This is a genomic window from Streptomyces sp. SCUT-3 (assembly GCF_014083985.1).
Classification (GTDB): domain Bacteria; phylum Actinomycetota; class Actinomycetes; order Streptomycetales; family Streptomycetaceae; genus Streptomyces_H; species Streptomyces_H thermolineatus.
The window spans coordinates 3,346,729-3,373,092 of record NZ_CP046907.1 but is presented as its reverse complement, the minus strand read 5'-3'; the positions used below and the strand labels follow the sequence as shown (position 1 = coordinate 3,373,092).

The 26,364-nt window shown below is 73.8% G+C and carries 29 protein-coding genes, 1 tRNA gene and 1 pseudogene; 11 read left to right on the top strand and 20 right to left on the bottom strand.

Annotated features, from left to right (window positions below; translation table 11 throughout):
* Positions 1 to 71 precede the first annotated feature (71 nt).
* The gene (locus GQS52_RS14900) at positions 72 to 743 is read left to right on the top strand and encodes an NAD(P)H-binding protein (RefSeq protein ID WP_182313906.1); all 672 of its coding nucleotides are present in this window, start codon (positions 72 to 74) and stop codon (positions 741 to 743) included.
* 175 nt (positions 744 to 918) lie between these two features.
* Here the strand turns inward: GQS52_RS14900 and GQS52_RS14895 are convergent, their stop codons facing one another.
* The 3 genes from GQS52_RS14895 to GQS52_RS14885 all read right to left on the bottom strand — a co-directional run bounded on the left by GQS52_RS14895 (position 919) and on the right by GQS52_RS14885 (position 3,672).
* Entirely contained in the window at positions 919 to 2,430 is a 1,512-nt protein-coding gene (locus GQS52_RS14895; protein ID WP_182313905.1) for a substrate-binding domain-containing protein, read from the bottom strand.
* Between the two features lie 121 nt (positions 2,431 to 2,551).
* The gene (locus tag GQS52_RS14890; protein WP_182313904.1) at positions 2,552 to 3,040 is read right to left on the bottom strand and encodes an MSMEG_6728 family protein; all 489 of its coding nucleotides are present in this window, start codon (positions 3,038 to 3,040) and stop codon (positions 2,552 to 2,554) included.
* Positions 3,041 to 3,102: 62 nt separating this feature from the next.
* The gene (locus tag GQS52_RS14885) at positions 3,103 to 3,672 is read right to left on the bottom strand and encodes a hypothetical protein (protein WP_182313903.1); all 570 of its coding nucleotides are present in this window, start codon (positions 3,670 to 3,672) and stop codon (positions 3,103 to 3,105) included.
* 227 nt (positions 3,673 to 3,899) lie between these two features.
* Between GQS52_RS14885 and GQS52_RS14880 the strand changes: the two genes are divergently transcribed.
* On the top strand, positions 3,900 to 4,211 hold the full coding sequence (locus GQS52_RS14880) for a hypothetical protein (protein WP_182313902.1): 312 nt from the start codon (positions 3,900 to 3,902) through the stop codon (positions 4,209 to 4,211).
* Here the strand turns inward: GQS52_RS14880 and GQS52_RS14875 are convergent.
* The 3 genes from GQS52_RS14875 to GQS52_RS14865 form a co-directional block, all read right to left on the bottom strand.
* Entirely contained in the window at positions 4,208 to 4,903 is a 696-nt protein-coding gene (locus tag GQS52_RS14875) for an ester cyclase (RefSeq protein ID WP_182313901.1), read from the bottom strand. The genes GQS52_RS14880 and GQS52_RS14875 overlap by 4 nt on opposite strands.
* A 553-nt stretch (positions 4,904 to 5,456) precedes the next feature.
* The gene (locus GQS52_RS14870; RefSeq protein ID WP_182313900.1) at positions 5,457 to 5,678 is read right to left on the bottom strand and encodes a hypothetical protein; all 222 of its coding nucleotides are present in this window, start codon (positions 5,676 to 5,678) and stop codon (positions 5,457 to 5,459) included.
* A gap of 394 nt (positions 5,679 to 6,072) precedes the next feature.
* Positions 6,073 to 6,155: transfer RNA gene (locus tag GQS52_RS14865), tRNA-Tyr, on the bottom strand.
* A 177-nt stretch (positions 6,156 to 6,332) separates the two neighbouring features.
* Here GQS52_RS14865 and GQS52_RS14860 point away from each other — a divergent pair.
* From GQS52_RS14860 to GQS52_RS14845, 4 genes are all read left to right on the top strand, one after another.
* The gene (locus GQS52_RS14860; RefSeq protein ID WP_182313899.1) at positions 6,333 to 6,821 is read left to right on the top strand and encodes a YajQ family cyclic di-GMP-binding protein; all 489 of its coding nucleotides are present in this window, start codon (positions 6,333 to 6,335) and stop codon (positions 6,819 to 6,821) included.
* 170 nt (positions 6,822 to 6,991) lie between these two features.
* Complete coding sequence (locus GQS52_RS14855; RefSeq protein WP_182313898.1) at positions 6,992 to 7,300, top strand: hypothetical protein; 309 nt, start codon at positions 6,992 to 6,994, stop codon at positions 7,298 to 7,300.
* Positions 7,301 to 7,411: 111 nt separating this feature from the next.
* Positions 7,412 to 7,759, top strand: coding sequence for a PadR family transcriptional regulator (locus GQS52_RS14850; protein ID WP_182313897.1), 348 nt, complete (start codon positions 7,412 to 7,414; stop codon positions 7,757 to 7,759).
* Positions 7,756 to 8,682, top strand: a complete 927-nt coding sequence (locus tag GQS52_RS14845; protein WP_182313896.1) for a hypothetical protein — start codon at positions 7,756 to 7,758, stop codon at positions 8,680 to 8,682. The genes GQS52_RS14850 and GQS52_RS14845 overlap by 4 nt, the downstream gene beginning before the upstream one ends.
* A gap of 73 nt (positions 8,683 to 8,755) precedes the next feature.
* Here the strand turns inward: GQS52_RS14845 and GQS52_RS27840 are convergent.
* Together GQS52_RS27840 and GQS52_RS14840 are read right to left on the bottom strand one after the other, a co-directional pair.
* Positions 8,756 to 8,875 (bottom strand): annotated as a pseudogene (locus GQS52_RS27840) (DUF397 domain-containing protein); the annotation flags it as partial.
* The gene (locus GQS52_RS14840) at positions 8,847 to 9,791 is read right to left on the bottom strand and encodes a helix-turn-helix transcriptional regulator (RefSeq protein WP_182313895.1); all 945 of its coding nucleotides are present in this window, start codon (positions 9,789 to 9,791) and stop codon (positions 8,847 to 8,849) included. The gene GQS52_RS14840 and the pseudogene GQS52_RS27840, both read right to left, overlap by 29 nt.
* Positions 9,792 to 9,918: 127 nt before the next feature.
* Here GQS52_RS14840 and GQS52_RS28410 point away from each other — a divergent pair, with 127 nt between their 5' ends.
* Together GQS52_RS28410 and GQS52_RS14830 are read left to right on the top strand one after the other, a co-directional pair.
* Positions 9,919 to 10,242: a hypothetical protein gene (locus tag GQS52_RS28410; RefSeq protein WP_182316767.1), complete on the top strand. Its 324-nt coding sequence runs from the start codon at positions 9,919 to 9,921 to the stop codon at positions 10,240 to 10,242.
* Between the two features lie 152 nt (positions 10,243 to 10,394).
* Positions 10,395 to 10,709, top strand: coding sequence for a hypothetical protein (locus GQS52_RS14830; protein ID WP_182313894.1), 315 nt, complete (start codon positions 10,395 to 10,397; stop codon positions 10,707 to 10,709).
* Positions 10,710 to 10,800: 91 nt separating this feature from the next.
* Here the strand turns inward: GQS52_RS14830 and GQS52_RS14825 are convergent, their stop codons facing one another.
* The 12 genes from GQS52_RS14825 to GQS52_RS14770 all read right to left on the bottom strand — a co-directional run bounded on the left by GQS52_RS14825 (position 10,801) and on the right by GQS52_RS14770 (position 22,190).
* Positions 10,801 to 11,193 carry a YccF domain-containing protein gene (locus GQS52_RS14825; protein ID WP_182313893.1) on the bottom strand — a complete coding sequence of 131 codons (393 nt, stop codon included), beginning with the start codon at positions 11,191 to 11,193 and terminating at the stop codon, positions 10,801 to 10,803.
* A gap of 2 nt (positions 11,194 to 11,195) precedes the next feature.
* The gene (gene htpX, locus GQS52_RS14820; RefSeq protein WP_182313892.1) at positions 11,196 to 12,053 is read right to left on the bottom strand and encodes a zinc metalloprotease HtpX; all 858 of its coding nucleotides are present in this window, start codon (positions 12,051 to 12,053) and stop codon (positions 11,196 to 11,198) included.
* A 200-nt stretch (positions 12,054 to 12,253) separates the two neighbouring features.
* On the bottom strand, positions 12,254 to 13,816 hold the full coding sequence (locus GQS52_RS14815; protein WP_182313891.1) for an NADH-quinone oxidoreductase subunit N: 1,563 nt from the start codon (positions 13,814 to 13,816) through the stop codon (positions 12,254 to 12,256).
* Complete coding sequence (locus tag GQS52_RS14810; RefSeq protein WP_182313890.1) at positions 13,816 to 15,540, bottom strand: NADH-quinone oxidoreductase subunit M; 1,725 nt, start codon at positions 15,538 to 15,540, stop codon at positions 13,816 to 13,818. Before GQS52_RS14810 ends, GQS52_RS14815 begins: the two co-directional genes overlap by 1 nt.
* Positions 15,541 to 15,543: 3 nt before the next feature.
* Positions 15,544 to 17,550, bottom strand: a complete 2,007-nt coding sequence (locus GQS52_RS14805) for an NADH-quinone oxidoreductase subunit L (RefSeq protein ID WP_182316462.1) — start codon at positions 17,548 to 17,550, stop codon at positions 15,544 to 15,546.
* Between the two features lie 5 nt (positions 17,551 to 17,555).
* Positions 17,556 to 17,951, bottom strand: a complete 396-nt coding sequence (nuoK, locus tag GQS52_RS14800; protein WP_182313889.1) for an NADH-quinone oxidoreductase subunit NuoK — start codon at positions 17,949 to 17,951, stop codon at positions 17,556 to 17,558.
* Positions 17,951 to 18,541 (bottom strand): NADH-quinone oxidoreductase subunit J, encoded by a 591-nt coding sequence (locus GQS52_RS14795; RefSeq protein ID WP_182313888.1) that lies wholly within the window; start codon positions 18,539 to 18,541, stop codon positions 17,951 to 17,953. Before GQS52_RS14795 ends, nuoK begins: the two co-directional genes overlap by 1 nt.
* Positions 18,538 to 19,122 carry an NADH-quinone oxidoreductase subunit I gene (locus GQS52_RS14790; RefSeq protein WP_182316461.1) on the bottom strand — a complete coding sequence of 195 codons (585 nt, stop codon included), beginning with the start codon at positions 19,120 to 19,122 and terminating at the stop codon, positions 18,538 to 18,540. Before GQS52_RS14790 ends, GQS52_RS14795 begins: the two co-directional genes overlap by 4 nt.
* 50 nt (positions 19,123 to 19,172) lie before the next feature.
* Complete coding sequence (locus GQS52_RS14785; RefSeq protein ID WP_182313887.1) at positions 19,173 to 20,135, bottom strand: complex I subunit 1 family protein; 963 nt, start codon at positions 20,133 to 20,135, stop codon at positions 19,173 to 19,175.
* Positions 20,132 to 21,124, bottom strand: coding sequence for an NADH-quinone oxidoreductase subunit C (locus GQS52_RS14780; RefSeq protein WP_182316460.1), 993 nt, complete (start codon positions 21,122 to 21,124; stop codon positions 20,132 to 20,134). The genes GQS52_RS14785 and GQS52_RS14780 overlap by 4 nt, the downstream gene beginning before the upstream one ends.
* 74 nt (positions 21,125 to 21,198) lie before the next feature.
* Positions 21,199 to 21,828, bottom strand: coding sequence for an NADH-quinone oxidoreductase subunit B (locus GQS52_RS14775; RefSeq protein WP_182313886.1), 630 nt, complete (start codon positions 21,826 to 21,828; stop codon positions 21,199 to 21,201).
* Positions 21,819 to 22,190 carry an NADH-quinone oxidoreductase subunit A gene (locus tag GQS52_RS14770; protein ID WP_182313885.1) on the bottom strand — a complete coding sequence of 124 codons (372 nt, stop codon included), beginning with the start codon at positions 22,188 to 22,190 and terminating at the stop codon, positions 21,819 to 21,821. Before GQS52_RS14770 ends, GQS52_RS14775 begins: the two co-directional genes overlap by 10 nt.
* Positions 22,191 to 22,594: 404 nt before the next feature.
* Between GQS52_RS14770 and GQS52_RS14765 the strand changes: the two genes are divergently transcribed.
* The 3 genes from GQS52_RS14765 to GQS52_RS14755 all read left to right on the top strand — a co-directional run bounded on the left by GQS52_RS14765 (position 22,595) and on the right by GQS52_RS14755 (position 26,246).
* Positions 22,595 to 23,032 carry a hypothetical protein gene (locus tag GQS52_RS14765; protein WP_182313884.1) on the top strand — a complete coding sequence of 146 codons (438 nt, stop codon included), beginning with the start codon at positions 22,595 to 22,597 and terminating at the stop codon, positions 23,030 to 23,032.
* Between the two features lie 198 nt (positions 23,033 to 23,230).
* A complete protein-coding gene (locus GQS52_RS14760) occupies positions 23,231 to 25,150 on the top strand; it encodes a 2-oxoacid:acceptor oxidoreductase subunit alpha (RefSeq protein WP_259370784.1) in 1,920 nt (639 codons plus the stop codon).
* Positions 25,143 to 26,246, top strand: coding sequence for a 2-oxoacid:ferredoxin oxidoreductase subunit beta (locus tag GQS52_RS14755; protein ID WP_182313883.1), 1,104 nt, complete (start codon positions 25,143 to 25,145; stop codon positions 26,244 to 26,246). Before GQS52_RS14760 ends, GQS52_RS14755 begins: the two co-directional genes overlap by 8 nt.
* Positions 26,247 to 26,364 lie beyond the last annotated feature (118 nt).

The window sequence follows — 26,364 nt, the reverse complement described above, 5'->3', positions numbered from 1 at the left end:
GGCGCCGCCCGGGCGGGGCCCGCCACGTCTCGGCACGCGCCCGGGACGCACCGTCACGTACCGTCGGAAGCATGCGCATTGTGATCGCTGGAGGACACGGACAGATCGCGCTTCGGCTGGAGCGGCTGCTCGCCGGGCGCGGGGACGAGGCGGCCGGGATCATCCGCAACCCGGACCAGGCCGACGACCTGCGCGCCGCCGGTGCGGAACCGGTGGTGTGCGACCTGGAGAAGGCCTCCGTGGAGGAGGTGGCCGGCCACCTGGAGGGCGCGGACGCCGTCGTCTTCGCCGCGGGGGCCGGGCCCGGCAGCGGGGCGGAACGCAAGCAGACCGTGGACCGCGGCGCGGCGGTGCTCTTCGCCGACGCGGCGGAACGCGCCGGGGTGCGGCGGTACGTGATCGTCTCCTCCATGGGAGCGGACACCGACCCGTCGGCCGGCACCGACGCCGTCTTCGCCGCCTACCTGCGGGCCAAGGGCGAGGCCGACGCCGACGTGCGGGCCCGCGAGGGCCTGGACTGGACCGTGCTGCGGCCGGGGCGGCTCACCGACGACCCCGGGACGGGCCGCGTGGCGCTGGCCGGGCACACCGGGTACGGCGAGGTCACGCGCGACGACGTGGCCGCGGTGCTCGCCGCGCTGCTCGCCGACGGGGGCGCCTCGGCGGGCCTGACGCTGGAACTGGTCGGCGGCGACGTCCCGGTGGCCGATGCCGTGGCCGCCGCGGGCTCCGGACGCGGCTGACCCGCTGCGGAGCGCCCCGGACGCCGGCCCCCGCCGGCACCCGGGGCGCTCCGGGGGCCGGGGCGCGCCGGGGGCCGGGGCGCGCCGGGGGCCGGGGCGCGCCGGGGGCCGGGGCGCGCCGGGGGCCGGGGGCGGTGCAGCCGGGGCGCACCGCTGCGCTGCTCCTTCGCGGCGCCTACTCCTCCCCCTGCGCCCCCTGCGCCTCCTGTCCAGGGTCGGGCTTCTCGCTCTCCGGCCGGCACAGGCTCTCCGTCAGGTCGGTGTCGCGGTCGACGCAGGGGACGTAGCCGTAGCTGCGCAGGATGTTCTTGGCCGTGTCGGTGTTCGTCCAGGCGAGGAACGCCCCGGCCCGGGAGTCCTCCTCCGGGGTGCCGTAGGTGTAGAAGTACTCCACCGTCCAGTAGGGGTAGGCGCCCTGCCTGATCGGCTCGATCGCCGGGTCGCGGCCCTCGATCTGCACCGGGGAGACGTTGGGGTACCGGTGGGCGGAGGACATCTCGGTGTAGCCGACGGCCCCGGGGTTGCCGTTGATCTCCGTGAGCAGTTTCCCGGTCCCGCCGCGCTCGCAGCGCAGCACCGCGGCCCGCGGGCTGCGGTCCCGCCGGTCGCAGTCGTCCGAGGAGACGGCGGGCTCCACCCCGCCGAGCACCTTGTTCTCGAACACCCGGCGGGTCCCCGACTCCGAGCCCCGGCTGACGACCGAGATCCGCTGGTTGTTGCCGCCGAGCTGGTTCCAGTTCGTCCACTTCCCCGAGTAGACGCCCCGTATCTGGTCCAGGGTGAGGTCGTGGACGCCCGTCCCCTGGTTCACCACGACGCTGAAGATGGCCACCCCGACCGGGTGGCCGTTGAGGTGGAATCCGGATGCCGCCGGGCCGTCGGAGACGGAGATCCGGCCGGAGGGGTCGGCGTCCGAACCGCCGAGCTCCTCGAGCCCGCGCAGCCCGTCCAGGCTGCCGGTGGGCTCGATCTCGACCTGCGCCTCCGGGCAGACGGCCCGGTACTCCTCGGCGAGTTCCTCGGCCACCTGGCTGAACGCGCTGGAACCGGTGATCTTGAGGCGGCCCGCGGCGCACGGCCCGGCCGCCTCCGCCGTCCGGCCGCGGCCGAGCCCCGGCACGAACAGCGCCACCACGGACAGGACCACCAGGCAGGCGCCGACCGCCAGCGGCCAGCGGCGCCGCGAGTCGCGGCGCCGGTTGTCACGGACCACCGTGCCCCCGGCGATGTGGCCCCTGGCCTCCACCTCGTTCCCCTCGCCGGTGACGAGGACGAGGAGCTTGATGTGGTCGCGCCGGTTGAGCTGCATCTCGGGCAGCCACAGCTGGTCCCCGGAGAAGTGCAGCTCCCGGCCGACCCTTTCCCTGGAGGCTCCCTCCGTCACGCTGACGCCGACGACCGTCCGGCCGGGGAAGGTGAAGCCCAGCCGCTCCTGGAAGTCGCCCCGCTCGATGTCGAAGAGGCTGGTGTTCTCCACCCGGAGCAGGACCTGCGAGACGCGGGGCAGTTCCTGGCCGTCCTGCAGCAGCGACAGCTTCACCAGGCCGCGGGCCTCGTGGGGGACGACGGGTGCGTCCAGCTGCACCCGGAAGGCGATCTTCTTGCGCAGCCCCCCGTACGCCTGGAGGGCCGTGAGGAGGCCCACCAGCCCGGTGAGGAAGGACAGGAGCGTGTTGGCGGTGTCCACTGCGGCGGCCGACCCCACTTCTCGAACGGATGCTCGGTGCGAGGAAGGTAGCGGCGGCCGGCGCGGGGCGGAGCCCCCTTCGCCCACCGGCAATTGAAGGTTCATCGAAGGCGCCGGGAGTTCACCGCCCGTTCGGCCGGACGCGCCCCGGGCGGTCGGAGACGGGCCACACGTACGGCAGGGAGTCCGGCACGTCGGGGAAGAACCGGCGGTAGTGCTCCGGGGCCTTGCGGACCAGCGACGACCGGTGGCTGAGGTGGAAGCCGGGGTCCCCCAGCCACGGCGGCAGTTCGCCGGCGCGGGCGAGGGCGGCCCGGCCGCGCACCTCGGTGAGGCCGACGTGCGCGGCGAGGTCGGCGCGCAGGGTGGCGGCGCAGGTGTCCCGCCGCCCCTCCTCGCACCAGCGGGCGCAGATGTCCAGGCCGTAGCGCACCAGCGCCTCCTCGTACCCGGTCCACATCAGCACCGCCGGGTGGCGGCGCCACCCGTAGCCGGGGACGACCAGGCCGCGCAGCACCTGCAGCGCCTCCACGCGCTGCTTGCCCAGGCGCCCGGGGTCGAGCACCCGGGCCGTCTCGGCGAAGTCCGCGTACGGCAGGAACGTCTGCACGCCCGGCCTCCCCTTCTCCCCCGCTGCCGCCGTCGTCGTCCGGGACCGTTCCGCCCGGCGCCTCAGTGCAGGACGTGCGTCGCCCGGCGGGCCATGCCGCGCACCACCTCGGAGGGGCGCTGCTGCTCGCCGTGGAGGGCCGAGAGCACCAGCAGCCCGCCGGTCAGCGCGGGCACGGTCCACTGCAGCACCTTCAGCGCCTGCTGCGACTGGGCCTGCGGGCGGGGCGTCAGCGCGTCCGGCTCGGTCACGCCCTCGGCGGGGAAGCCTCCGCCCTCCTCGGCGCCCTTCTCGACCACCTTGCCCTTGACCCTGCTGACGGCCGTGGCCACCAGCGCGGCCGCCGTCAGCGCGCCCTTGGCCGCGGTGTTGGCGGCCACGCCCCGCTGCCCGACGATCCGGTGCCGGTTGGCCCCCGTCAGCCCGCTCGCGCCCACCAGGTGGACGGCGATCGCGACCGCGCTCCACGGTGTCCAGCACGCCCAGCCGTCGGCGGCGATCCCCGCGCGCTGCTCGGGGTCGCCCACGCGCGCCGCGGCGCCGTTCAGCCCGACCGCGCCCATCAGCGAGCCGCCGAACCACGCGGCCAGCCCCACGTCGTGCATCGCCCGTGCAACCGTGTTCCGACTCATGTCCATCCTCCGAACGGTGACAAGAAGTTGTTCCCGGGGCCCGCTGCGGACGGGCCGCCGTCGCCCGTTCCGCACCGCCTCGCCCAAACCCTTGCACAGCTGATCAAAGGGAACCATTCGGACTACTCCCCCGACGGTCCGGCGCGTGCCCGAGGGGCCGCCCGGCGGCAAGGCGCGTGCCCGCGGGCGGGGTTGCCGACGGCCCGCGCCGCCGGAAGAGTTCTCGCATGCCTTCCGTGGACCACCGGGACGTCGGCCGGGCAGTGGCCGAGTCGCTGCGGGTACTCGGCCCGCTCGCCTCCCGGGACCGGCGGGTCCGGGCCGGCCCGCTGGAGTGGAACTGCCTGCGGACCGCCGCCCACATCGCCCACGACCCGCTGGCCTGCGCCGGACAGGTGACGGACCGTCCGGACGACGCCCACCTGCCCTTCGGCCTCGTCGTCCCGCCCGACGCGTCACCGCGCGACCTGCTCCGGGCGGCCGCGGACGACCCGGCGGTCCGGCGGCTCGCCTGCCGGACCGCCGGGCCGCGGGGCTAGCTCGCGTAGACGCCCAACTGCTTGATCACACCCAGGTCGTCCGAGTTCCACCAGCTCTCCGCGATCCTGCCTCCCTCGAGGCGGAAGGTGGCCTGGCAGGTGCTGGAGATCTCCCGCTCGGTGGGCTGCATGCCCCGGTACGCCCCGACGTGGCGGCCCTCGTAGGTCAGCCGCGCGCACACCGTGTCCCCCTCGGCCGTCAGGCTCTCGACGGTGAAGGTCTGCTCGAACGCCTCCAGGAACTCCCGGTACTCCTGCTTGGCCTGCTCGGCCCCGAGGTCGTACGAGGACATGGAGGGGTCGTGGTGCCTGTAGTCGGCGGTGCACAGGTCGTCCACCGCGTCGAGGTCCCGCTCGTTGGCGACCTTCTCGAAGAAGCGACGGACCACGGCCTTGTTCAGCTGCTCGTCGCGGAGGACTTCGAGGTCGGTGAACCTGGGCGCCTCGTCGCAGGCCGCCACCAGCTCCTGGAAGATCCGGTCGGTCTCAGGCAGGTGCGAGTTCCTCATCGCCTCCTCGTACGAGGGGAATTCCACGATCTCGACGACGTGCGTGGGGTCGGAGCGGTCCCGGCCCACCATGGAGTGGGTGGCCGTCCGCTTGCCCCGGGTCGCTTCGACCCAGTGGTCCATCAGCTTGTTCAACTCGTCGACCTTGTTGGTCCTGCAGTCGATGACTTGGACGAACGTCATGACGCCTCCCGAAGAATCCGGGCAATAAAGGACACTTTCAGGCTATGCCCGGCAAGGGCGGCGTGTCCCGGTGGCCGGTGCCGTCCGCCCGGCCCGCATGCGGCCCGCGCATGCGGCCCGCGCACGCGGCACGGCACGGCGGCCGGAGCCGCTCCGCCGGCCTACCGGGAATCGTGCCCGGTCCCGCGGGGAACACCGGGGTATCCCGGGGCGCCGGGGTTGTCGGGCATGCGAACGGCCCCTGACCGTTTGCACCGGTCAGGGGCCGTTGCCCCAGCATGGCGGGGGCGGGTTCGAACCCGCGCTAGGCGGCCCTGTGCCGCGTCGCACGCGCGCTCGGGGCGGGTACCTGTTCGTCCTCGGACCAGAGGAACTCGTCCTCTCCGAAGTCCGGGGCCCGGAAGGGTTGCGTCGTCGGAGGCGGTGACACCGCGGCGGAACGGCGGGGTTGCCCTTCCAGGGCGGAGAACAGCGACGTCGAGTCGATGAGGGGTCTGCCTTTCGTCACAGGTCCCTGACGGGACCTGGTGTGCCGTGACCGGGCACAGCGGTCCTACAGCTTGGTCATCTTGGCGTACGGGCTCAGGATCCGCATCTGTGCCGGGCCGAAATCCACAAGCACCGCGACTCCGTCTTCGATGCCGATCACCCGGCCGAGGCCGTGCACGTCATGGGTGACCTGGTCGCCCACGGCGAAGTGCTTGGGAGCCGGCGCGACCGGGGCTTTGAAGGGGCTGGTGGGCAGATGACGCTTCGGTGCCGCGGGCTTTGTCATGGCTCAGTATGAGCCCATGCGTACCGCATTCGCTGTGGCCGTCGGCACAGATCGGGACGGGAACAACCAAATCACGTCACTGACCTGGTGTTTCGAGACCCGGTGAGGCGAAATCCGGCCTCAGGTCCGGGACTGCGACGCGACCCGCCGGAGCCGGGGCGTGCCGCGACTGCGGCTGCGGGAGACACGGCCGAGGACCGGCGCGGGCCGGAAGCACGGGGCGAGCCGGACGGTACGGCGCGGCGCCGGACGGCAGGCCGTTCCGGACCTCGATCCGGGCGGCACCGGGTGGGACGACGCGGATGGGACGACGCGGGCGCGACCACCCCTCCCGCGGGCACGAAAAGAAACACCCCTGACCGCATTTCTGCTGGTCAGGGGCGCTTCCCTGGTGTGGCGGGTGCAGGGTTCGAACCTGCGTAGGCGTAAGCCGACAGATTTACAGTCTGCTCCCTTTGGCCGCTCGGGCAACCCGCCGGGGACGCTGCTCGGTGCGTGGTGCTCCGTGGCAACGACGTAAACGATACCCGATCCCGGGGGGTGCTCCGCCACCCTGTTGATCACAGGTCGATCATGACCGCGATGGCTAGGCTTGCTCCGGCGTCCCGTGTCCCGGGCCGCCCCTGACTACTACGAGCGAGGAGCCAAGTTCACATGGCCGACTCCAGTTTCGACATCGTCTCGAAGGTCGAGCGGCAGGAGGTCGACAACGCCCTCAACCAGGCGGCGCGAGAGATCTCCCAGCGCTACGACTTCAAGAACGTGGGCGCCTCCATCGCCTGGTCGGGCGAGAAGATCGAGATGCGGGCCAACTCCGAGGAGCGGGTCAAGGCCGTCCTGGACGTCTTCGAGACCAAGCTGGTCAAGCGCGGGATCTCGCTGAAGGCGCTGGACACCGGGGAGCCGCAGGCCTCCGGCAAGGAGTACAAGATCTTCGCGTCGATCCAGGAGGGCATCTCCCAGGAGAACGCCAAGAAGGTCTCGAAGATCATCCGCGACGAGGGCCCCAAGGGCGTCAAGGCGCAGATCCAGGGCGAGGAGCTCCGGGTGAGCTCCAAGAGCCGTGACGACCTCCAGGCCGTCATCGCCCTGCTCAAGGGCAAGGACCTCGACTTCGCGGTGCAGTTCGTCAACTACCGCTGACCTTCGGCGGCCGGCGGCCGGCGGCCGACGGCGAGTCCCGCCGGGGCGGGGGCGGGGTTTCCCCCGCACCCCGCCCCCGCCCCGGCCCCGGCCGTTCCGGCACTCCGCCCGGCGCCCCGGTACGATCACCACCGGCCGATCGGGGCCCGCCCGGGCCTGTGAGGTGTGCCGTGGAGATCCTGCTGGTCGCAGTCCTGCTACTGGGGCTGGTCGCACTCGACGTCCGGCTGTCCGTGCTGGTGTGGCGGATCGCCGGGCTGCCGGCGTTCCGCAGGGCCCTGCCCGCATGCCTGTTCGCGACGGCGGCCGCGCTGAGTCTGCTGCGGTCGGTCGGTATCACCTGGCCGGCGGAGTGGTTCGCCTTCCCCCTGAACCTGGCCGGCTGGTGTCTCGCCGGGTTCGAACTGGCCGGGCATCGTCGCCGGGCAGCCGGCGCCGCAGCCAGGACCTCCTCCGGGGGCGCCGCCGAGGGCCGGTAGGGCGCACTCCTTCCCCTTGCCCGCAGGCGGGTGCCGCTCCCCCGCCGCGGCTCTCTCCACCCTCATAGGTCGTCGCTCGACATATGTCGCCCAGCGTCCTATGGTTCCGGCATGACGGAACGCCCTCTGCAGGAACCGACCCTGCTGCTCCTGACCGCGCTGGCGGACCGGCCGCGCCACGGCTACGCGATCGTCCAGGAGGTGGACGCCATCTCCGGCGGCCGCGTCCGGATGCGCACCGGCACCCTCTACGGCGCGCTGGAACGCCTGGTGCAGCAGGGGTTGATCGAAGTCCACCGGGAGGAGGTCGTCGACGGCCGCCTGCGACGCAGCTACGCCCTGACCTGTGACGGGCGCACCGTCCTGGCGGCGGAGGCCGAGCGGCTGCGCGCCACCGCCGCAGAGGCCGAGCGCCGGCTCGCCCTCCTCGTCCCGAACCCGAAGGGAGCCCTGGCATGACCTCCACCGACGGGGGACGGACCGCACGGTTGCTGCGGCTGTACCCGGCGGCGTACCGGCAGGCGCACGGCGACGAGATCGCCGCGATCCACGCCGAGGCCACCGCCGGGGCCGGGCCCGTCGGCCGTCTGCGGGAGGACGCGGACGTCGCCGCGCACGCCCTGCGGGTGCGGCTGCGCGTCACGTCCACGGACCCGGCCGGGCGGCTGCTGGCCGCCGCCGCGCCCTACGCCGTGGCCGGCTCCGCGGCCTGGGCGGCGCTCGCGGTCGTCCGGATCGCCGCGGAGTCGCGCGGCGGCTGGGGCGGGGCGGCCGTTCCGCTCCTGGACCCAGCGCGGCTGCTCCTGCTGATCGCAGGTGCCGCGACGGCCGTGGCGGCGGTCTGCGCGGCGGCGGGACGGTGGCGGAGCGGCAGGGCGCTGTTCCTGGCCGGCGCCGTCGCGCTGCTCGTCCACCACCTGGCGGCGCTCGACCTCTACGTGAACGGGGCGCTCCGGGTGCCGGCGGTCGTGGCCGTCGCGCTGGTGGTCCTGGGCTGCCCGCCCGACCTCCCGCCGACCGGCCGGCGGGACCGTGCGGCGACTGCGGCCGTGGCGACGGCGATGTTCGTGCCCGGGGCGGCGATGTACGCCGGGGTGCCCGGACTGCCGGGCGCCGACCGCGGGTGGTGGGCCCTGGTGGTGCTGGCGGCCGCCCTGTTCGCAGTACTCCGCCAGGAGGGGGCCGCGGCCCGCTTCCGGGCGGCCGGCGTGCTGGTGGCGGTGGCGCTGCACCTGGGGCGCGTCGCGGCCGAGGCGTACGCGTACGACCTCGCCGTGGTGGCCGCAGTGCTGTGCGGCGCGGCCGCGCTCGCAGCGGTCACGGTCCGTCGATTCCGTACGCGGACCGGCGCGGCGGCGGAGGACCGGGCCGTGCGGCGCTGAGGCACGGTTCACGCCCCGGGCCCGCGCCCCGCCCGGCCTGTCATCGGCCGGTCGGGGCGCGGGCCCTGGCGTGTCAGCCCAGGCGGCCGGACTTCACCTCGGCCACGAACGCGGACCAGGCTTCGGCGGAGAAGCGCAGGGCCGGGCCCTGAGGGTCCTTGCTGTCACGGACGGGGACGACGCCGGGGAGGCCCTGGGCGACCTCGACGCACTCGCCACCCTCCTGGTTGCTGTAGCTGCTCTTGCGCCAGACGACGGCGTTCGGAACGGGACGGGACACGCGCGGCACGGTGGGTTCCCTCCATCGCGGTTCGGATCATGTCGAGAGACATGTCAGGGGGAAGAGCGTGGGACCGCAGGAGATCGTACGTTTCCGCATATGCCTTCACCTCCCCTGGTTCCTCTACGAGTTGACCAGAGTCCGCGCCCTCGGTGTAGGCCGCTTCCGAGCCGTCCGGCAGCGTCAGGACGGTGAGGGAGCCGCCCATGGCGCGATGCTCTCCCTGGCGGAACGGCATGACCTGGACAGTGATCCGCGGTTCCGTCGCCGTGCGCAGCAGACGGGCCAGTTGGGCGCGCATGACGGCCGCACCGCCGACCGGGCGCATGAGGACCGCCTCGTCCAGGACGACCCACAGGGCGGGGCCGTCCGGTGAGCCGAGCCGCTCCTGCCGCGCCATGCGGGCCGCCAGGCGTTCCTCCAGCTGCTCCTCGCCCTTGAGCGAGCGGCCGAGGCGCAGAAGAGAGCGGGCGTAGTCCGGGGTCTGCAGGAGACCGTGAACCGTGTGCGCCATGTAGGACCGGATGGCGACGGCTCGCGCCTCGCGTTCCATGAACGCGCGCGACCAGTCCGGGAACGTCTCGCGGTGGACGTGGGGCCACAGGTCCACGAGCAGGTTGTCCGCGCCCAGGGCGTCGTCCAGTGCCCGGGCGAGTTCGCGGGTCGGCCGGTGGCCCGATGCGCGCTCGATCTGGGTAATGCGGGTGCTGACCACGTGCACGGCCCGCCCCAGTTCCGCCTGCGTCAGCCCTGCGGCCGTGCGCAGCCGCCGGAGCCTGGCCCCGAACAGGGCGGCCGTCGATGCCGAGGGGTCGATTTCGCTGGCCAAGGGTTCACTTCCTCCGGCTTACGGCTCTCGCGGTAAGCCGTCTCCCCCTCCCGGAGTCGACTCCGGAGGGAAATCATGTGGACACGGAAGGTCATTGAAGCAGTCGCACGACCAGGGCGGGCACCACATGGAACGAATCACGGACGGCGCGGGAGCGGACCCCCGGGAGGGGGCGGAGGGCGCGGCGCGGGGGCGCGGAACGGAAGCCGGGGAGCGCCTCCCGGCGCCCGGCGGCGCGGGGCGGCTCCCGGTCGGAACCCTCGCCGTGGACACGGCCCGGGACCGCGTGGGGGTGGTGATGGACCACGTGGGCGGCAGGGTGAACCTGCGGCCCCTCGGCGGCGGACGCGAGTGGGACGCGAACCCGGGGAGGGTCCGGCCCGCGGACCGGGCGGACGAGCTGCGGGCGCGGGTGCGGGAGGCCAACGCCGAAAGCCGGCGGGGTCGGTGAGCCGCGCGGGCAGGGTGCTCCTCGTCGCCTGCGCGGGGGCGGGGACGCTGCCGGAGCCGTGCGGATTCTGGTGCACGAGCACCGCCCGCGCGCCGGGGGCCGGATGTGTGTGGTGGCTCGGGTGGGGGCGGGAGCGGACCGCGCGGTCGGCGGTGGCGTGGCTGCACGGCCGGGCCGTCGAACTGGCCGAGCAGCTGCACCCGGCCTGCCGGCGGGCGGTGCGGGCGTGGCGGGGCGATGCGGGCGCGGGCGCGGAGGCCGTGCAGCGGCTGCTCGGCGGTGAGCGGTACCGGTTCTCGGTGGGGGACGACGGCGTGCGGTACGCGGTCACCGCCCGCCCCCTCTACGTGCCGCGGGCTACCCCCACCCCCACCCCCACCCCCCGCCCCCTCCCACGAACACCGCATCCCCCGCCCGCCCTCCTCCGGAGCAGACGAACCGCGGCGGCAAACCGCAAAGAGAAATGAACAAAACGGACAGGTTTTCTACGCTTTGCCACCACGGTCGGCTCTGTTGCGTGGCGCGGTCCAGGCGGAAGCGCCCGCGTGGCGGGGGCGGTCAGCGGGTGGCGAAGGGGGCGTCGGTGGGGACGATCTCGCGGCCGAGGGGCATCAGGGAGACCGGGACCAGCTTGAAGTTGGCGATGCCCAGGGGGATGCCGATGATCGTCAGGCACAGGGCGATGCCGGTGGTGATGTGGGCCAGCGCGAGCCAGATCCCGGCGACGACGATCCAGACGACGTTGCCGAGCAGGGAGCCCGTGCCGGCGTCCCGGCGGACGACGGTGGTGCGCCCGAAGGGCCACAGGGCGTAGGAGGCGATGCGGAAGCTCGCGATGCCCCACGGGATCGTGACGACCAGGACGCAGCAGACGATCCCGGCGATCACGTAGCCGATGGCCAGCCACAGGCCGCTGAGCAGGAGCCAGATGATGTTCAGGAGGGTCTTCATCGTCAGCGACCTGCCATTTCGTGGAGCCGGGCTATGCGCTCGGCCATGGGCGGGTGGGTGGAGAAGAGCCGGGTCGTGCCGTCGCCCTGCCGGAAGGGGTTGGCGATCATCATGTGGCTCGCCGTCTCCAGTCTGGGCTCGGGCGGCAGGGGCGCGCGCTGCGTGCCGTACTCCAGTTTGCGCAGGGCGTCGGCCAGGGCGAGCGGGTCGCCCGTGAGCCGGGCCCCGTCGGCGTCGGCCCGGTACTCGCGGGAGCGGCTGACGGCCAGCCGGACGAGGGCGGCGGCGAGCGGGCCGAGGATCATGATCAGCAGCATGCCGAACAGGCCGGGGCCGTCGTCGTCGTCCGAGCGGCCGAAGGGGACCAGCCAGGCGAAGTTCACCAGGAACATCACCACGGAGGCGAGGGCGCCGGCGACGGAGGAGACGAGGATGTCGCGGTTGTGGACGTGGGCCAGCTCGTGGCCGATGACGCCGCGCAGCTCCCGCTCGTCCAGCAGCCGCATGATGCCCTCGGTGCAGCACACGGCGGCGTTGCGCGCGTTGCGGCCGGTGGCGAAGGCGTTGGGCGCGGCGGTGGGCGAGATGTACAGGCGGGGCATGGGGCGGCGGGCGGCGGTGGAGAGCTCGCGGACGATCCGGTAGAGCACCGGGGCCTCGAACTCGCCGACCGGGCGGGCACGCATCGCGCGTAGCGCGATGCGGTCGCTGTACCAGTACGCGTAGGCGTTGGTGCCGACGGCGGCCACGAGTGCCACGAGCAGACCGGTCCGGCCGAAGAAACTGCCGATGACCATGACGATTGCGGACAGTCCCCCGAGGAGTACGGCGGTCCTGAGCCCGTTGTGCCGGCGGTGCACGGTGCGCCCTCCATGACTGACGTGCAGGGGAACCCTCGTTTCCGGTGGACCCTCCTGCTGGGGTCAACGCGGTGCGGGGCGGGCGGGTTCCCCGGAGGGGCCGGCGCGGCCGGGCGGGCGGGGGCGGCCCGTGCCGGGCGCGGGTGCGGGCCGCGGGCGGGCTCCCGGGCGGCCGCGGGGCCGGGCCGGGGCCCGCGGGTTCACAGGAGGGCGGCGGAGGCGAAGCGCATGACGGCCTGGGGCGCGCCGGAGAGGGCGACGGCAGCCACTGCGGCGAGGGCGACGGCCGCGGTGAGGCTCACCGGAACCGGGGACGGAACCGGGGACGGAGCCGGAACCGGGGACGGGGCGGCGGGCCGGTCCGCGGGCGCCGCCCCGGGTGTCCCGGGAGCACCCTCGGCCTCGGCCGGGCGGGCGAAGAGCAGGGCCGTCCACTTCAGGTAGTAGACGAGGGCGACGGCGACGTTGAGCGCCATCACCGCGGCCAGCCAGCCCAGGCCCGCGTCCACGGCGCTGGAGAAGACGACGACCTTGGCGAACAGGCCGATCACGCCCGGCGGCAGGCCGGCCAGGCAGAGCAGGAAGAAGCCCAGGGCCAGGGCGGCGAACGGGCGGCGGGCGTACAGGGCGCGGTAGTCGGTGATCCGGTTCTCGGTGCTCTCCCGGCCCACGACGGCGGCGACGGCGAAGGCGCCCAGGTTCACGGCGGCGTACATCAGCGCGTAGGCGACGGCGGCGCCCACCGTCACCCCGGCGGTCCCGGTGTACGCGGCTGCGGCGAGCGGGACGAGCAGGTAGCCGGCCTGGCCCACCGAGGACCAGGCGAGGAGCCGCACCGCGCTGTGCGCGCCGGTGGGGTCCTGGCGCAGCGCGGCGACGTTGCCGGCGGTCATGGTGAGTGCGGCGAGCACGGCCAGGACCGGGCCCCACACGTGCGAGTGGGCCGGGAAGGCGACCACGGTGACGACGGCCAGGCCGGAGAGCCCCGCGGCCTTGCCGACCACGGACAGGTAGGCGGCGACCGGGAGCGGGGCCCCGACGTAGGTCTCCGGGACCCAGAAGTGGAACGGGACAGCCGCGATCTTGAAGGCGAAGCCGACCAGGGTCAGGGCGACGCCGGTGCGGGCGACGGCGGCCAGCTGTCCGGGGGTCTCCCGCAGCCCGTCGGCGACGTCGGTCAGGTGCATGCTGCCGGTGGCGGCGTAGACGAAGCTGATGCCGAGGAGCATGACGGCGGTCGCGGTGACCGAGGAGAGGAAGAACTTCAGGGCCGCCTCGGAGGACAGCCGGTCCCCGCGGCGCAGCCCGACCAGGGCGAAGGCCGGGAGCGAGACGACCTCGAGGGCGACGACGAGGGTGGCCAGGTCGCGGGAGGCGGGCAGCAGTGCGGCGCCGGCCGCCGAGGAGAGCAGCAGGAACCAGTACTCGCCCGCGGGCAGGGCGGGCGTGGCGTGCAGGGACAGGACCGCGGTCAGCAGGGCTCCGCCGAGGACGAGGAGCTGCATGACCAGGGTGAAGGCGTCGGCCTCGTAGGAGCAGGCCCCGCTGCCGGTGGTGAGGCAGAAGGTGGAGCGGTCGCCGTCGGCGAGGGGCAGGAGGGCCAGGCCGGCCAGGAGCAGGCCGGTGATCGCGATGCCGCCGAGGAGCGGCTTGCGTCTCTCGGGGAGGAACAGGTCGGCGACGAGGGCGGCGAGGCCGGCCAGCGCGGTGATCGTGGGCGGGGCGATCGCCACCCAGTCGACGGACTGGACGAGCGGGGTCATCAGCTGCCTCCGAGGAGGGTGCGCACGGCGGGGTCGGTCAGGCCCAGCAGCACTGCGGGCCACAGGCCCGCGAGGACGGTGAGGACGACCAGCGGGACCCAGGCGGCGAACTCGTACCCGCGCACGTCGGGGAGGGCGGCGGCGCCGACCGCCGTCCCGGGGGCGGGCCCGCCGGCGGGCGGGAGGGCGAGCGCGGTGGCGGCGGCCGCCGCGGGCCGGGTCCCGGCGGGCGCGGCGGCACCTCCGCCGTGGGCGGTGCCCGCGCCGTGGGGGGTGCCCGCGCCGCCCGCCGGCCGCCCTTCGGCGGCCCGTTCGGCGGGGTCGCCCATGCAGACGCGGCGGACGACCGTCAGCAGGTAGGCGGCGGTCAGCAGGGTGCCGAGGGCGGCGAGGGCCATGAAGGTCAGGTAGGCGCCGCGGTGCAGCCCCTCCGCGGGGGCGAAGGCGCCGAAGAGGGCGAGCATCTCGCCCCAGAAGCCGGCCAGGCCGGGCAGGCCGAGGGAGGCGACGGCGGCGAAGGCCAGCAGGGCGCCCAGGCGCGGGGCGCGGGCGTAGAGGGCGGCGCCGGTGGTGCCGGCCAGGGCGTCGAGGTCGGCGGTGCCCAGGCGGCCCTTGACCGCGCCGACCAGGAAGAACAGCAGGCCGGTGATGAGTCCGTGGGCGATGTTGGCGAACAGGGCGCCGTTGACGCCCGTCGGGGTGAGGGTGGCAATGCCGAGGAGGACGAAGCCCATGTGGCCGACGGAGGAGTAGGCGATCAGCCTCTTGAGGTCGCCGCGGGCGCCGGGGCGCGCCAGGGCCAGGCAGGCCAGCGACCCGTAGACGATGCCGACGGTGGCGAAGGCCGCCAGGTAGGGGGCGAGGACGTGGGCGCCGTCGGGGGCGATCGGCAGGGCGATGCGGACCAGGCCGTAGGTGCCCATCTTCAGCAGCACGCCGGCCAGCAGCACCGAGCCGACCGTGGGGGCGGCGGTGTGCGCGTCGGGCAGCCAGCTGTGCAGCGGCCACATGGGGGCCTTGACGGCCAGGCCGATGCCGATGGCCGCGACCGCGACGACCTGCACGGTGCGGCTGAGCCCGTCGCCGTGCTGCTCGGCGAGGCGGACCATGTCGAAGGTGCCGGCCTCGACGCCGACCAGCAGCAGGCCGAGGAGCATCACCACGGAGCCGGCGACGGTGAACAGGACGAACCGCCAGGCCGCCCGCTCGCGTCCCTTCTCGCCCCAGCGGGCGATCAGGAAGTACATCGGGACCAGGACCGTCTCGAAGGCGAGGAAGAACAGCACCAGGTCGAGCACGGCGAAGGTGGCCAGCGTGCCGGCCTCCAGGAGGAGCAGCAGCGCGACGAAGCCGGCGGTGCTGGGCCCGGCGGGCATCCGGAAGTAGCTGTACAGCGCGCACAGGAAGGTGAGCAGCGCGGTCATCACCAGCAGCGGCAGGGAGATGCCGTCGACGCCCAGGTGGAGGCGGACGCCCAGCGCGGGGATCCAGTCGGCGTCGGTGACGGCCTGCATGCGGGCGGGGTCGTCGTGGTCGAAGCCGGCGGCCAGGAGGAGGGTCAGGGCCAGGACGGCGCCGGTGACGGTGACGCCGTGCCGCAGGACGGCCTGCTCGGGGTCGCGGCCGCGCAGCCCGGGGGGTGCGGGCAGCAGGGCCGCCCCGGCCCCGAGCAGCGGGAGGACGACGGCGCCGATCAGGGCGTACTGCAGGAGTGTGTCGTTCACGGCTCAGGCTCCGACGGCGACGAGGACGGCGAGGGCGACGGCTCCGGCCAGAAGCACCGTCAGGTAGGTCTGCACGTTGCCGGTCTGGGCGCGGCGCACGGCCGCGCCCAGCAGACGCGGGCCGCCTCCGGCGCCGCGCACGTAGGTCTCGACGACCTCGCGGTCGAGGAAGCGGACGAGGCCGGCGGCGGCGAGGACGGGGCGGACGAACAGGGCGCGGTAGGCGGCGTCGAGGTGGAAGCCGTGGGACGCCGGGCCGTGCAGGGGGCCGAGGAGGAGGCGGCCGGGGTCGGCCGGGTCCGGGGCGGAGACGGCGTCGCCGTAGACCTGCTCGTGGGTGGCGACGGCGGTGATCTCCGTGGCGGCCGGCTCGTCTTCGCGGGCGGCGCCCGCGACCGGTATGCCGGGGACGGCCACCGCGCCGAGGGGGGTGAGGCGGGCGCGGGCCCGCACGGTCTGCCAGGCGCCGTAGGTGACGAGGGCCCCGACGAGGACGAGGCCGGTGCCGAGGATCGAGGTGGTCCAGGTCGGGGCGAGGGGGTCGCCGTCGAACCAGCCGGGGAGCAGGCCGACGGCGGCGCCGAGGCCGACGGTGGGCACGAACAGCACCCACAGGACGGCGTTCATGGACGCCGGCTGCGGGCCGCGGTCGGGGGCGGCGGGGCCGGAGCCGCGCAGGGCGAGCAGCCACAGGCGGGTGGCGTAGCCGGCGGTCAGCAGGGCGGTGGCCAGGCCGGCGACCAGGACGGTCCAGCCGACGGGCACCGGGACGCCGTCGGTGCGGCCGCCGGCGGCGTGCTCGGCGGCGGCCAGGACGGACTCCTTGGAGAAGAAGCCGGAGAAGGGCGGCAGGGCGGCCAGCGCCGCCAGGGCGACGGTCGTCGTCCACGCGGCGTCGGGGACGCGCTTCCCCAGGCCGGACATGCGGGACATGGCTGCCAGGGAGTTCGTGCCGGCCGCGTGGATGAGGACGCCGGCGCCGAGGAAGAGCAGGGCCTTGAAGGCGGCGTGGCTGAGGAGGTGGAAGACGGCGGCGCCGCGGTCGGTGACGGCCAGGGCGCCGGCCATGTAGCCGAGCTGGCCGATCGTGGACCAGGCGAGGACCCGCTTGATGTCGTCCTGGGCGAGGGCGGACAGGGCCGAGCCGACCATGGTGACGGCGGCCATGGTCGCCAGGACGGCCAGGACGGCGCCGGAGAGGGCGAAGACCGGCAGCAGCCGGGCGACGACGTAGATGCCGGCGGCGACCATGGTGGCGGCGTGGATCAGCGCCGAGACGGGGGTGGGGCCGGCCATGGCGTCGGGCAGCCAGGTGTGCAGCGGGAACTGGGCGGACTTGCCGGCGACGCCGGCGAGCAGCAGCAGGCCGACGACGGTGGGGTGCGCGATGTCGCCGTTGCCCGCGGCGGTGAGGATGCCGTTGATGCGGAAGGTCCCGGCGGCGTCCGCGAGGGCGAGGATGCCGATGAGGAACGGCACGTCGCCGAGCTTGGTGACCAGGAACGCCTTGAGGGAGGCGGAGCGGGCCCGCTCGGTCTCCCAGTAGTGGCCCACCAGGAAGTACGAGCAGATGCCCATGACCTCCCAGCCCACCAGCAGCACCATCAGGTCGCCGGAGTAGACGACCAGGAACATGGCGGCGGTGAAGAGGGAGACCAGGGCCGCGTAGGAGGGGTAGCGGGGGTCGTCCCGCAGGTAGCCGGTGGAGTAGACCTGCACGCAGGTGGCGACCAGGCCGACGACGGCGGCGATCAGGACGGCGAAGCCGTCCAGGTGCAGGGCGAGGTCGACCGGCACCGAGCCGGTGGGGGTGAGCCGGGTGGCGGCGTCGGTGGGGTCGCCGGTGCCCTGGCGGACGGCGACGGCCGCCGCCAGGAGCGCGGCGGCCGCGGTGGGCAGCACGGCCAGCGGGCGGACGAACCCGGGGGCGCGGCGGCCGAGCAGCAGCCCGGCGACCGCGCCGAGGAACGGCAGCAGGGGGACGAGGGCTGCGAGGGTCACGGTGCTCACGGTGGTCACGCGGCGGCGTCTCCCGTGGTCTGGCGCTCGGCGGCGGGGGCGGGGGCGGGTACGGATGCGGGGGCGCCGGTGCGGGCGCGGGCGTCGTCGTCGGCCAGGTCGGTCAGCCGGTCGATGTCGGCGAAGCCGCGGTTGCGGTACACCAGCAGCACGACGGACAGTCCGATGCCGATCTCGGCGGCGGCGATCGCGACGGTGAACAGGGTGAGCGCCTGGCCCGCGTGGAGGGTGTCGCGCAGCCACACGTCGAAGGCGACGAGGTTGAGGTTGACCGCGTTGAGCATCAGCTCGACCGACATCAGGACGAGGATCGCGTTGCGGCGGGCCAGGACCCCGTACAGGCCGGTGCAGAACAGCAGCGCTGCCAGCACCGCGGGGTAGGCGAGGTGCATCAGTCCCCCTGGCGGTCGGGCCGGTCGCCGGCGGCGGCCCGGCGGAGGCGGGAGAGGACGACGGCGCCGACGAGGGCCGCCAGGAGCAGGACCGACAGGGCCTCGAAGGGCAGCACCCAGTGGCGGAAGAGGATCTCGCCGGTCACCTCGGTGGAGCCCTGCACCTCCTCCAGGTCGATCCAGGCCGTGCGGAAGGCGTCGACCACGAGGGCGACCAGGGCGGCGGCCGCGGCGAGCGCCGCGACCAGGGCGGCCGGGCGGTTGCCGGAGTCGGCGTCCGGGGACCGGCCGATGGGCGCCTTCGTGAGCATCAGGCCGAACAGGATGAGGACGACGACCGAGCCGACGTAGATCAGCACCTGCACCCAGGCGATGAACTCCGCGGTCAGCAGCAGGTACTCCACGGCCAGGCCGCCGAGCGCGAGGACCAGCCACATGGCGGCGTGCACCAGCTGGCGGGTGGTCACGGCGACCACGGCCGCGCCGAGGGTGACCAGGCCGACGAGGACGAAGACGACCTCCACCCCGGTGGGGGAGAGGAACCCGGGCGCGGAGGACGCGGCGAGGACGGCGGCGTGAGGGGTCGTCATGCGCCGGCCTCCCCGTCACGGGGCCGCCCGGCGGCGTCCCGCCCCTGCGCGGCCTGCTCCTGCGCGGTCCGTTCGGCCTGGGCAGCCTGGGCGGCCTCCGCGGCCTCCGCGGCCTGGGCTGCGGCGAGCTTGTCCGCGGTCCTGCGGGCCGCGGCGACCTCCTTGGGCTCCTCGGCCCGCGGGTCGAGGGCCGGCGGGGCGGGCACCGTCCACATCCACTCGCGCAGCCTGTCGCGCTCGTGGACGAGGTCGCGGATGTCCTCCTCGGCGTACTCGAACTCCGGGGACCAGAACAGCGCGTCGAACGGGCACACCTCGACGCAGATCCCGCAGTACATGCACAGCGAGAAGTCGATGGCGAAGCGGTCCAGGACGTTGCGGCTGCGCTCCCGCCCGCCGGGGGCGGCCGCCGGCACCGTCTCCTTGTGGGAGTCGATGTAGATGCACCAGTCCGGGCACTCGCGGGCGCACAGCATGCAGACCGTGCAGTTCTCCTCGAACAGCGCGATCACCCCGCGCGAGCGCGGGACCAGTTCGGGCGGGGTCTCCGGGTACTGCTGGGTGACCGTCCTCCTGGTCATCGTGCGCAGGGTGACGGCCAGGCCCTTGGCCAGGCCGCGGCCGGGAAGGCTCACAGGAACACCACCTTGACGACGCCGGTGAGCGCGATCTGTGCGAGAGCGAGGGGGATCAGGACGGTCCAGGCGAGCTTCATCAGCTGGTCCTCCCGCATCCGGGGGTAGGTGACCCGCAGCCAGATGACCACGAAGGCCAGGGCCGCGGTCTTGAGCAGCGTCCACACCCAGCCGAGGGTGTCGGCGAACGGGCCGTGCCAGCCGCCGAGGAACAGCACGGTGGTCAGACCGCACAGGACGACGATGCCCGCGTACTCGGCGAGCAGGAAGAACGCGAACCGCAGCCCGGTGTACTCGGTGTACGCGCCGAAGATGATCTCGGAGTCGGCCACCGGCATGTCGAACGGCGGGCGCTGCAGCTCGGCGAGGCCGGCGGTGAAGAAGACCAGGCCGCCGACGAGCTGCCACGGCGTCCACCACCACTGGTACGCCTCCACGATGCCGGGCAGCGACAGCGTGCCGGCGGCCATCGCCACCGAGGCGGCGGCCAGCAGCATCGGCAGCTCGTACGACATCAGCTGGGCCGCGGTGCGGAGGCCGCCGAGGAGGGAGTACTTGTTCGCCGAGGCCCAGCCGCCCATCAGCGAACCGAGGACGCCCACACCCATCACGGCCAGGACGAAGAACAGGCCCGCGTCCACGACCTGCCCGACGAAGCCGCCGGGCCCGACCGGGATGACGAGCATCACGACCAGGTACGGCAGGAGCGCGACGGCGGGCGCGAGCCGGAAGATCCTGCGGTCGGCGCCGGCCGGGACCACGTCCTCCTTCTGCGCGAACTTCACGCCGTCGGCGACGAGCTGCGCCCAGCCGTGGAAGCCGCCCGCGTGCATGGGGCCGAGCCGGCCCTGCATGTGGGCCATGGTCTTGTGCTCGGCCTGGCCGACGACCAGCGGCAGGACGAGGAACGCCACGAGGACGGCGGCCAGGCGCAGGGCGACGTCGAGCACGTCGTTCACGCGTCGTCCTCCGGGGTTTCGTCGGTGGTCCCGCCGGCGGCCCGGCCGTCGGCGGGCTGTGCGGGTTCGGCAGGCTCCGCGGGCTGTGCGGGTTCCGCGGGCTCGGCGGGCTCGGCGGGTTCCGCGGGCTCGGCGGGCTCCGCGGACTTGGCGGGCTCCGCGGGCTGTGCCCAGGGGGCGTCGGAGGCGCGCCTGCGCGGGGCGGCGGGGGGCTCGGCCGGGGCCGCCGCACCGCCGGGCGCGGCCTGGCTCGCGGAGCCCTCACTCGCGCTGCGGGTGCGGCGTGCCGGGGCCGCACCGCCGGGCGCGGCCTGGCTCGCGGAGCCCTCACTCGCGCTGCGGGTGCGGCGGGGAGGCCGTTCCCCGGCGGCACCCGCCGTGCGGGTGCCTCGGGCGGCGCGCTCACGCGTCGGGGCCGGCGGGAGCTGTCCCTTGAGCGGCCCCCACTCGTTGGGGTCGGGGACGCCCGGCGGCAGCATCTGGCGCCGCTTCGGCCCGGCGTGCTCGGACTCCCCCGGCTCCTTCGCGCCCGGCCACGCCTTGGCCACCCGGGCGGCCAGGACGAAGTCCTTGCGCAGCGGGTGGCCCTCGAACTCCTCGGGGAGCAGCAGCGGGGCGAGGCCGGGGTGGCCGGTGAAGCCGATGCCGAACATCTCGTGGGTCTCGCGCTCGTGCCAGGCCGCCCCGGCGTAGACGCCGACCGCGCTCGGCAGGGACGGGGCGTCGTGCGGGACCGTGGTGCGCAGCAGCAGGCGCCGCGGGGCGGCGGGGCCCGCGGCCGTCCCGGCCCCGGGCCCGCCCAGGGCGACGAGGTGGGCGGCGACCTTGAAGCCCTCGCCGGGCTCGTCGACGGCGCTGAGCCAGTCGAAGAAGGTGCAGCCCAGTTCGTCGCGGGCGGTGCGCAGGGCGTCGGTCCACGTCGCGGCGGGGACGTCGACGGTCAGCAGGTCGTACGCCTCGGTCGCGGTGGCGCCCTCGCCGAAGAGCATCGCGGCGCCGTCGGGCAGCAGGAGGAACCGGTCGGGGGAGGGAGAGGGGGAGGACGAGGGGGGCGGGGTGCCGGTCACTTCTTCTCCGCCTCCGGTGTCCCGGGGCCGGCGACGAGCCCGCTGCGCAGCGCGGCCGGGGAGGGCGCGGGGCCCGTCGCGCGGCCGTAGCGGTCGCCGAGGGATTCGCGGGCGATCCGGTCCTGGAGTTTGAGGATGCCCTGCAGCAGCGCCTCGGGGCGCGGCGGGCAGCCGGGGACGTAGACGTCGACGGGGATGATCTGGTCTACGCCCTTGGTGACGGCGTAGGAGTCCCAGTAGGGGCCGCCGCAGTTGGAGCAGGCGCCGAAGGAGATGACGTACTTCGGCTCGGGCATCTGCTCGTAGAGCCTCTTGACCGCCGGGGCCATCTTGTCCGTCACGGTGCCCGAGACGACCATCAGGTCGGCCTGCCGCGGCCCCGGCGCGAACGGGATGACGCCGAGCCGCATGAAGTCGTGGCGGGACATGGAGGCCGCGATGAACTCGATGGCGCAGCAGGCGAGCCCGAAGTTGAAGACCCACAGGCTGTAGCGGCGGCCCCAGTTGAGGACCACCTTCATCGGTTCCGGGGCGAGCCGGGACAGGGCGCCCAGTCGGCGGGGCTCGGGCAGGAGCAGGGGTTCGGCCGCCTCCCCGGCGGCCTGCGGGGTCCGGTTCACGTCCATTCCAGGACACCCTTCTTCCAGGCGTAGAGCAGGCCGACGGCGAGGAAGCCGATGAAGACGAACATCTCGGCCAGTGTCGTCCCGCCGAACCCGTCGGCGGCGAAGACCGTCGCCCAGGGGAAGAGGAAGATCGCGTCGACCGCGAAGATCACGTACAGGAAGGAGTAGACGTAGTAGCGGATCTGAGTGTGCGCCCAGCCTTCCCCCACAGGGTCCACGCCGCACTCGTAGGTCAGCAGTTTCTCGGGGGTGGGGACCATCGGACGCAGCAGCCGGCCGCCGGCGAAGGCGGCGGCGACGAAGAGCACGCCCACCACCGCGACCAGGCCGACGACGGAGTATCCGTCGAAGTACTCAGGCACGTCAGCCCCTCGATCACTCGGCTCGCACGTCTTCCCACTGTTCCCCGTGCGATCTGTACCCGGGGAGTCTAGGCCCTGCCCCCTCCCCCGGGACCAGCCCCGTCCGGTCCCCCGCCGCGCGGGCGGCCCTGTGCCGGCTCCCGCGGGCGTCCCGGTGCCGGCTCCCTCGCGGGGTCCGCGGACCTCACCGGGGGTACACACGGGTGCACGGAAGGCGATTCACCCGCCGGTGTGTCAGCCCGGCCGCGGAGGGGCGTCGGCACGGGGTCCGCGCACGGGCGGACGCGTCCGAACGGCCGCCCGCCGGGAGCCCGGCGGCGGTCCGCCGGAAGTGCGGGGTGCAGGGGGCGTTCCTAGCGTTTGAGCCGCAGGGGGGACCCGCTCGAACACGAGGTGAAACACCCATGTCCAAGCGCATCGCGCAGGCCGTCGCCGTCGCTTCCCTGGCCGCCGCCGCGGCCGTCGCCCCGCTGGCCGGCACCGCCGCAGCCTCGCCGTCCTCCTACTCCGGCTCCTACGACAAGGACTGGGGCCACAAGGACCACGACAAGCACGGCAAGAAGTGCAAGGGCCACCACAGGCACCACGGTCACAAGAGGGACCACGACAAGGGCTACGACCACAAGGACCACGGCAGGGACCACGGCAGGGACCACGACAAGGGCTACGGCAAGGACGACTACAAGAAGCACGACAGGAGGGACGACCACAAGAACGAGGGTCACCGGAACGACAAGCGCCACTACGACGTCGACAAGTACGACGTGAACAAGTACGACTACAACAAGTACGACTTCAGCAGCTTCGGCTACCGCCTCGACGGCATCTTCATCAACTTCTGAGGAAGAGCGACGGAGCCGTCTGCACTGTGAGGGGCCCGGGGACCGCAACGGTCCCCGGGCCCTCCGCCGTCGTCCCCCGCGGAGCGGCCCCGGCGACAGGCGTCCATATCCGGGTCCACCATACGAGATCTCTCAAGTAGGGCACCCTCACCAACGTACGATGCAGTGAGGGACACGCCGTCGAGGGAGGTCCGTTCAGTGACCAGCCAGGTCAACAGCGCCGAGCCGCAGACCGCGGAGGCAGGCACGCGCGCCGCGGTCAAGGAGACGAAGCGGCTCGACAGAGTCATCATCCGGTTCGCGGGGGACTCGGGTGACGGCATGCAGCTGACAGGAGACCGCTTCACCTCGGAGACGGCCTCGTTCGGCAACGACCTGTCGACGCTGCCCAACTTCCCGGCCGAGATCCGCGCCCCCGCAGGGACGCTGCCGGGCGTCTCCAGCTTCCAGCTCCACTTCGCCGACCACGACATCCTCACCCCCGGCGACGCGCCCAACGTGCTGGTGGCGATGAACCCGGCGGCGCTCAAGGCCAACCTGCCCGACCTGCCGCGGGGCGCGGAGATCATCGTCAACACCGACGAGTTCACCAAGCGGGCGCTGGCCAAGGTCGGCTACGCGGCCAACCCGCTGGAGGACGACTCGCTCGAGGCCTACCGGCTCCACAAGGTGCCGCTGACCTCGATGACGATCGAGGCGCTCAAGGACACCGGGCTGGCGCGGCGCGACGCCGAGCGGGCGAAGAACATGTTCGCCCTCGGACTGCTGTCGTGGATGTACCACCGGCCGACCGAGAACACCGAGAAGTTCCTGCGGAAGAAGTTCGCCAAGAAGCCCGAGATCGCCGAGGCGAACGTGACCGCCTTCCGGGCCGGCTGGAACTTCGGCGAGACGACGGAGGACTTCGCCGTCTCCTACGAGGTCGCCCCGGCCGCCAAGGCGTTCCCGGCCGGCACCTACCGCAACATCTCCGGCAACCTGGCCCTGTCCTACGGGCTGATCGCCGCCGCCCACCAGGCGGAGCTGCCGCTGTACCTGGGCTCGTACCCGATCACCCCGGCCTCGGACATCCTGCACGAGCTGAGCCGCCACAAGAACTTCGGCGTGCGCACCTTCCAGGCCGAGGACGAGATCGCCGGCATCGGCGCGGCCCTGGGCGCGGCCTTCGGCGGCGCCCTGGCCGTGACCACGACCTCCGGCCCCGGCGTGGCGCTGAAGTCGGAGACGATCGGGCTCGCGGTCTCCCTGGAGCTCCCGCTGCTGATCGTGGACATCCAGCGCGGCGGGCCGTCGACCGGCCTGCCCACCAAGACCGAGCAGGCCGACCTGCTGCAGGCGATGTACGGGCGCAACGGCGAGGCCCCGGTGCCGATCGTGGCACCGTCCACCCCGGCGGACTGCTTCGACGCGGCACTGGAGGCGGCCCGGATCGCCCTCACCCACCGCACCCCCGTCTTCCTGCTCTCCGACGGCTACCTGGCCAACGGCTCCGAGCCGTGGCGGGTCCCGGAGACGGCCGACCTGCCCGACCTGCGGGTGCAGTTCGCCACCGGCCCGAACCACACCGCCGACGACGGCACCGAGTCCTTCCTGCCCTACCTGCGCGACCCGCAGACCCTGGCGCGGCCGTGGGCCGTGCCCGGCACCCCGGGCCTGGAGCACCGGATCGGCGGCATCGAGAAGCAGGACGGCACCGGCAACATCTCCTACGACCCGGCCAACCACGACTTCATGGTCCGCACCCGCCAGGCCAAGATCGACGGCGTCCGGGTGCCGGACGTGGCCGTGGACGACCCCGACGGCGACGCGAAGGTGCTGGTGATCGGCTGGGGCTCGACCTACGGCCCGATCACCGCCGCGGTGCGCCGCCTGCGGGCCGCCGGCCGGTCCGTCGCCCAGGCCCACCTGCGGCACCTCAACCCCTTCCCCGGGAATCTGGGCGAGGTCCTGGCACGTTACGACCGGGTGGTCGTGCCGGAGATGAACCTGGGGCAGCTGGCCACCCTGCTCCGGGCGAAGTACCTGGTGGACGCCCGTTCCCACACGCAGGTCACCGGCCTGCCGTTCAAGGCCGAGCAGCTCGCTGCCGCCATCCTCGAGGAGAGCGCCGATGTCTGAGGCACCCGTCGTCGACCACCCCCAGCCAGGAGGGTTCCCCTCCCTCTCCCTGGTCCCGAAGTCCGGCTCCAAGCAGTCGATGAAGGACTTCAAGACCGACCAGGAGGTGCGCTGGTGCCCCGGGTGCGGCGACTACGCGGTCCTCGCCGCCGTGCAGGGCTTCATGCCGGAGCTGGGGCTGGCGAAGGAGAACATCGTCTTCGTCTCCGGGATCGGCTGCTCCTCCCGCTTCCCGTACTACATGAACACCTACGGGATGCACTCGATCCACGGACGCGCCCCGGCGATCGCCACGGGCCTGTCCACCTCCCGCCGGGACCTGTCGGTGTGGGTGGTCACCGGTGACGGCGACGCGCTGTCCATCGGCGGCAACCACCTCATCCACGCCCTGCGGCGCAACGTCAACCTGAAGATCCTGCTGTTCAACAACCGGATCTACGGCCTGACCAAGGGGCAGTACTCGCCGACCTCCGAGGTCGGCAAGATCACCAAGTCGACGCCGATGGGCTCGCTGGACGCGCCGTTCAACCCGGTGTCGCTGGCGCTGGGCGCCGAGGCGTCCTTCGTGGCGCGGACGGTGGACTCCGACCGCAAGCACCTCACCTCGGTGCTGCGGGCGGCGGCCGAGCACCCGGGCACCGCGCTGGTGGAGATCTACCAGAACTGCAACATCTTCAACGACGGCGCCTTCGACGCGCTCAAGGACAAGGAGAAGGCCCAGGAGGCCGTCATCCGCCTCGAGCACGGGCAGCCGATCCGCTTCGGCGCCCCCGCCGAGGACGGCCTGGGCTCCAAGGGCGTGGTGCGGGACGCCGCCACCGGCGAACTGAAGGTCGTCGACGTGGCGGCGGAGGGCACCGACGGCGTGCTGGTGCACGACGCGCACGCCGCCTCCCCGATCACCGCGTTCGCCCTGTCCCGGCTCGCCGACGCCGACACCCTGCACCGCACCCCGATCGGCGTGTTCCGCGACGTGGAGCGCCCGGTGTACGACGCGGACATGGCCGACCAGCTGGAGCGGGCCGTGGAGCAGCGCGGCAAGGGCGACCTGGGCGCCCTGCTCGCCGGCAACGACACGTGGACGGTCGTCGGCTGACGCCCGACCCCTCCCGGAACGCGCCGAGCGGCCCGGGCCCCGCCTCCGGGCGGCGCCCGGGCCGCTCCGCGTCGCGGGGGCGTGCGGCCGCGCGCCCCCGCGACGCGGAGCGGCCGTA

What these genes read in the sequence shown, in the direction of transcription:
- GQS52_RS14765 (WP_182313884.1), top strand. Translation starts at nt 22,595, where the DNA reads ATGTCCAAGCGCATCGCGCAGGCCGTCGCCGTCGCTTCCCTGGCCGCC.
- GQS52_RS14780 (WP_182316460.1), bottom strand. Translation starts at nt 21,124, where the DNA reads ATGCTCTTCGGCGAGGGCGCCACCGCGACCGAGGCGTACGACCTGCTG.
- GQS52_RS14775 (WP_182313886.1), bottom strand. Translation starts at nt 21,828, where the DNA reads ATGGACGTGAACCGGACCCCGCAGGCCGCCGGGGAGGCGGCCGAACCC.
- GQS52_RS14880 (WP_182313902.1), top strand. Translation starts at nt 3,900, where the DNA reads ATGCCTTCCGTGGACCACCGGGACGTCGGCCGGGCAGTGGCCGAGTCG.
- GQS52_RS28410 (WP_182316767.1), top strand. Translation starts at nt 9,919, where the DNA reads ATGGAACGAATCACGGACGGCGCGGGAGCGGACCCCCGGGAGGGGGCG.
- GQS52_RS14825 (WP_182313893.1), bottom strand. Translation starts at nt 11,193, where the DNA reads ATGAAGACCCTCCTGAACATCATCTGGCTCCTGCTCAGCGGCCTGTGG.
- GQS52_RS14885 (WP_182313903.1), bottom strand. Translation starts at nt 3,672, where the DNA reads ATGAGTCGGAACACGGTTGCACGGGCGATGCACGACGTGGGGCTGGCC.
- GQS52_RS14860 (WP_182313899.1), top strand. Translation starts at nt 6,333, where the DNA reads ATGGCCGACTCCAGTTTCGACATCGTCTCGAAGGTCGAGCGGCAGGAG.
- GQS52_RS14900 (WP_182313906.1), top strand. Translation starts at nt 72, where the DNA reads ATGCGCATTGTGATCGCTGGAGGACACGGACAGATCGCGCTTCGGCTG.
- GQS52_RS14755 (WP_182313883.1), top strand. Translation starts at nt 25,143, where the DNA reads ATGTCTGAGGCACCCGTCGTCGACCACCCCCAGCCAGGAGGGTTCCCC.
- GQS52_RS14870 (WP_182313900.1), bottom strand. Translation starts at nt 5,678, where the DNA reads ATGACAAAGCCCGCGGCACCGAAGCGTCATCTGCCCACCAGCCCCTTC.
- GQS52_RS14850 (WP_182313897.1), top strand. Translation starts at nt 7,412, where the DNA reads ATGACGGAACGCCCTCTGCAGGAACCGACCCTGCTGCTCCTGACCGCG.
- GQS52_RS14795 (WP_182313888.1), bottom strand. Translation starts at nt 18,541, where the DNA reads ATGACGACCCCTCACGCCGCCGTCCTCGCCGCGTCCTCCGCGCCCGGG.
- GQS52_RS14875 (WP_182313901.1), bottom strand. Translation starts at nt 4,903, where the DNA reads ATGACGTTCGTCCAAGTCATCGACTGCAGGACCAACAAGGTCGACGAG.
- GQS52_RS14790 (WP_182316461.1), bottom strand. Translation starts at nt 19,122, where the DNA reads ATGACCAGGAGGACGGTCACCCAGCAGTACCCGGAGACCCCGCCCGAA.
- nuoK (WP_182313889.1), bottom strand. Translation starts at nt 17,951, where the DNA reads ATGCACCTCGCCTACCCCGCGGTGCTGGCAGCGCTGCTGTTCTGCACC.
- GQS52_RS14815 (WP_182313891.1), bottom strand. Translation starts at nt 13,816, where the DNA reads ATGACCCCGCTCGTCCAGTCCGTCGACTGGGTGGCGATCGCCCCGCCC.
- GQS52_RS14845 (WP_182313896.1), top strand. Translation starts at nt 7,756, where the DNA reads ATGACCTCCACCGACGGGGGACGGACCGCACGGTTGCTGCGGCTGTAC.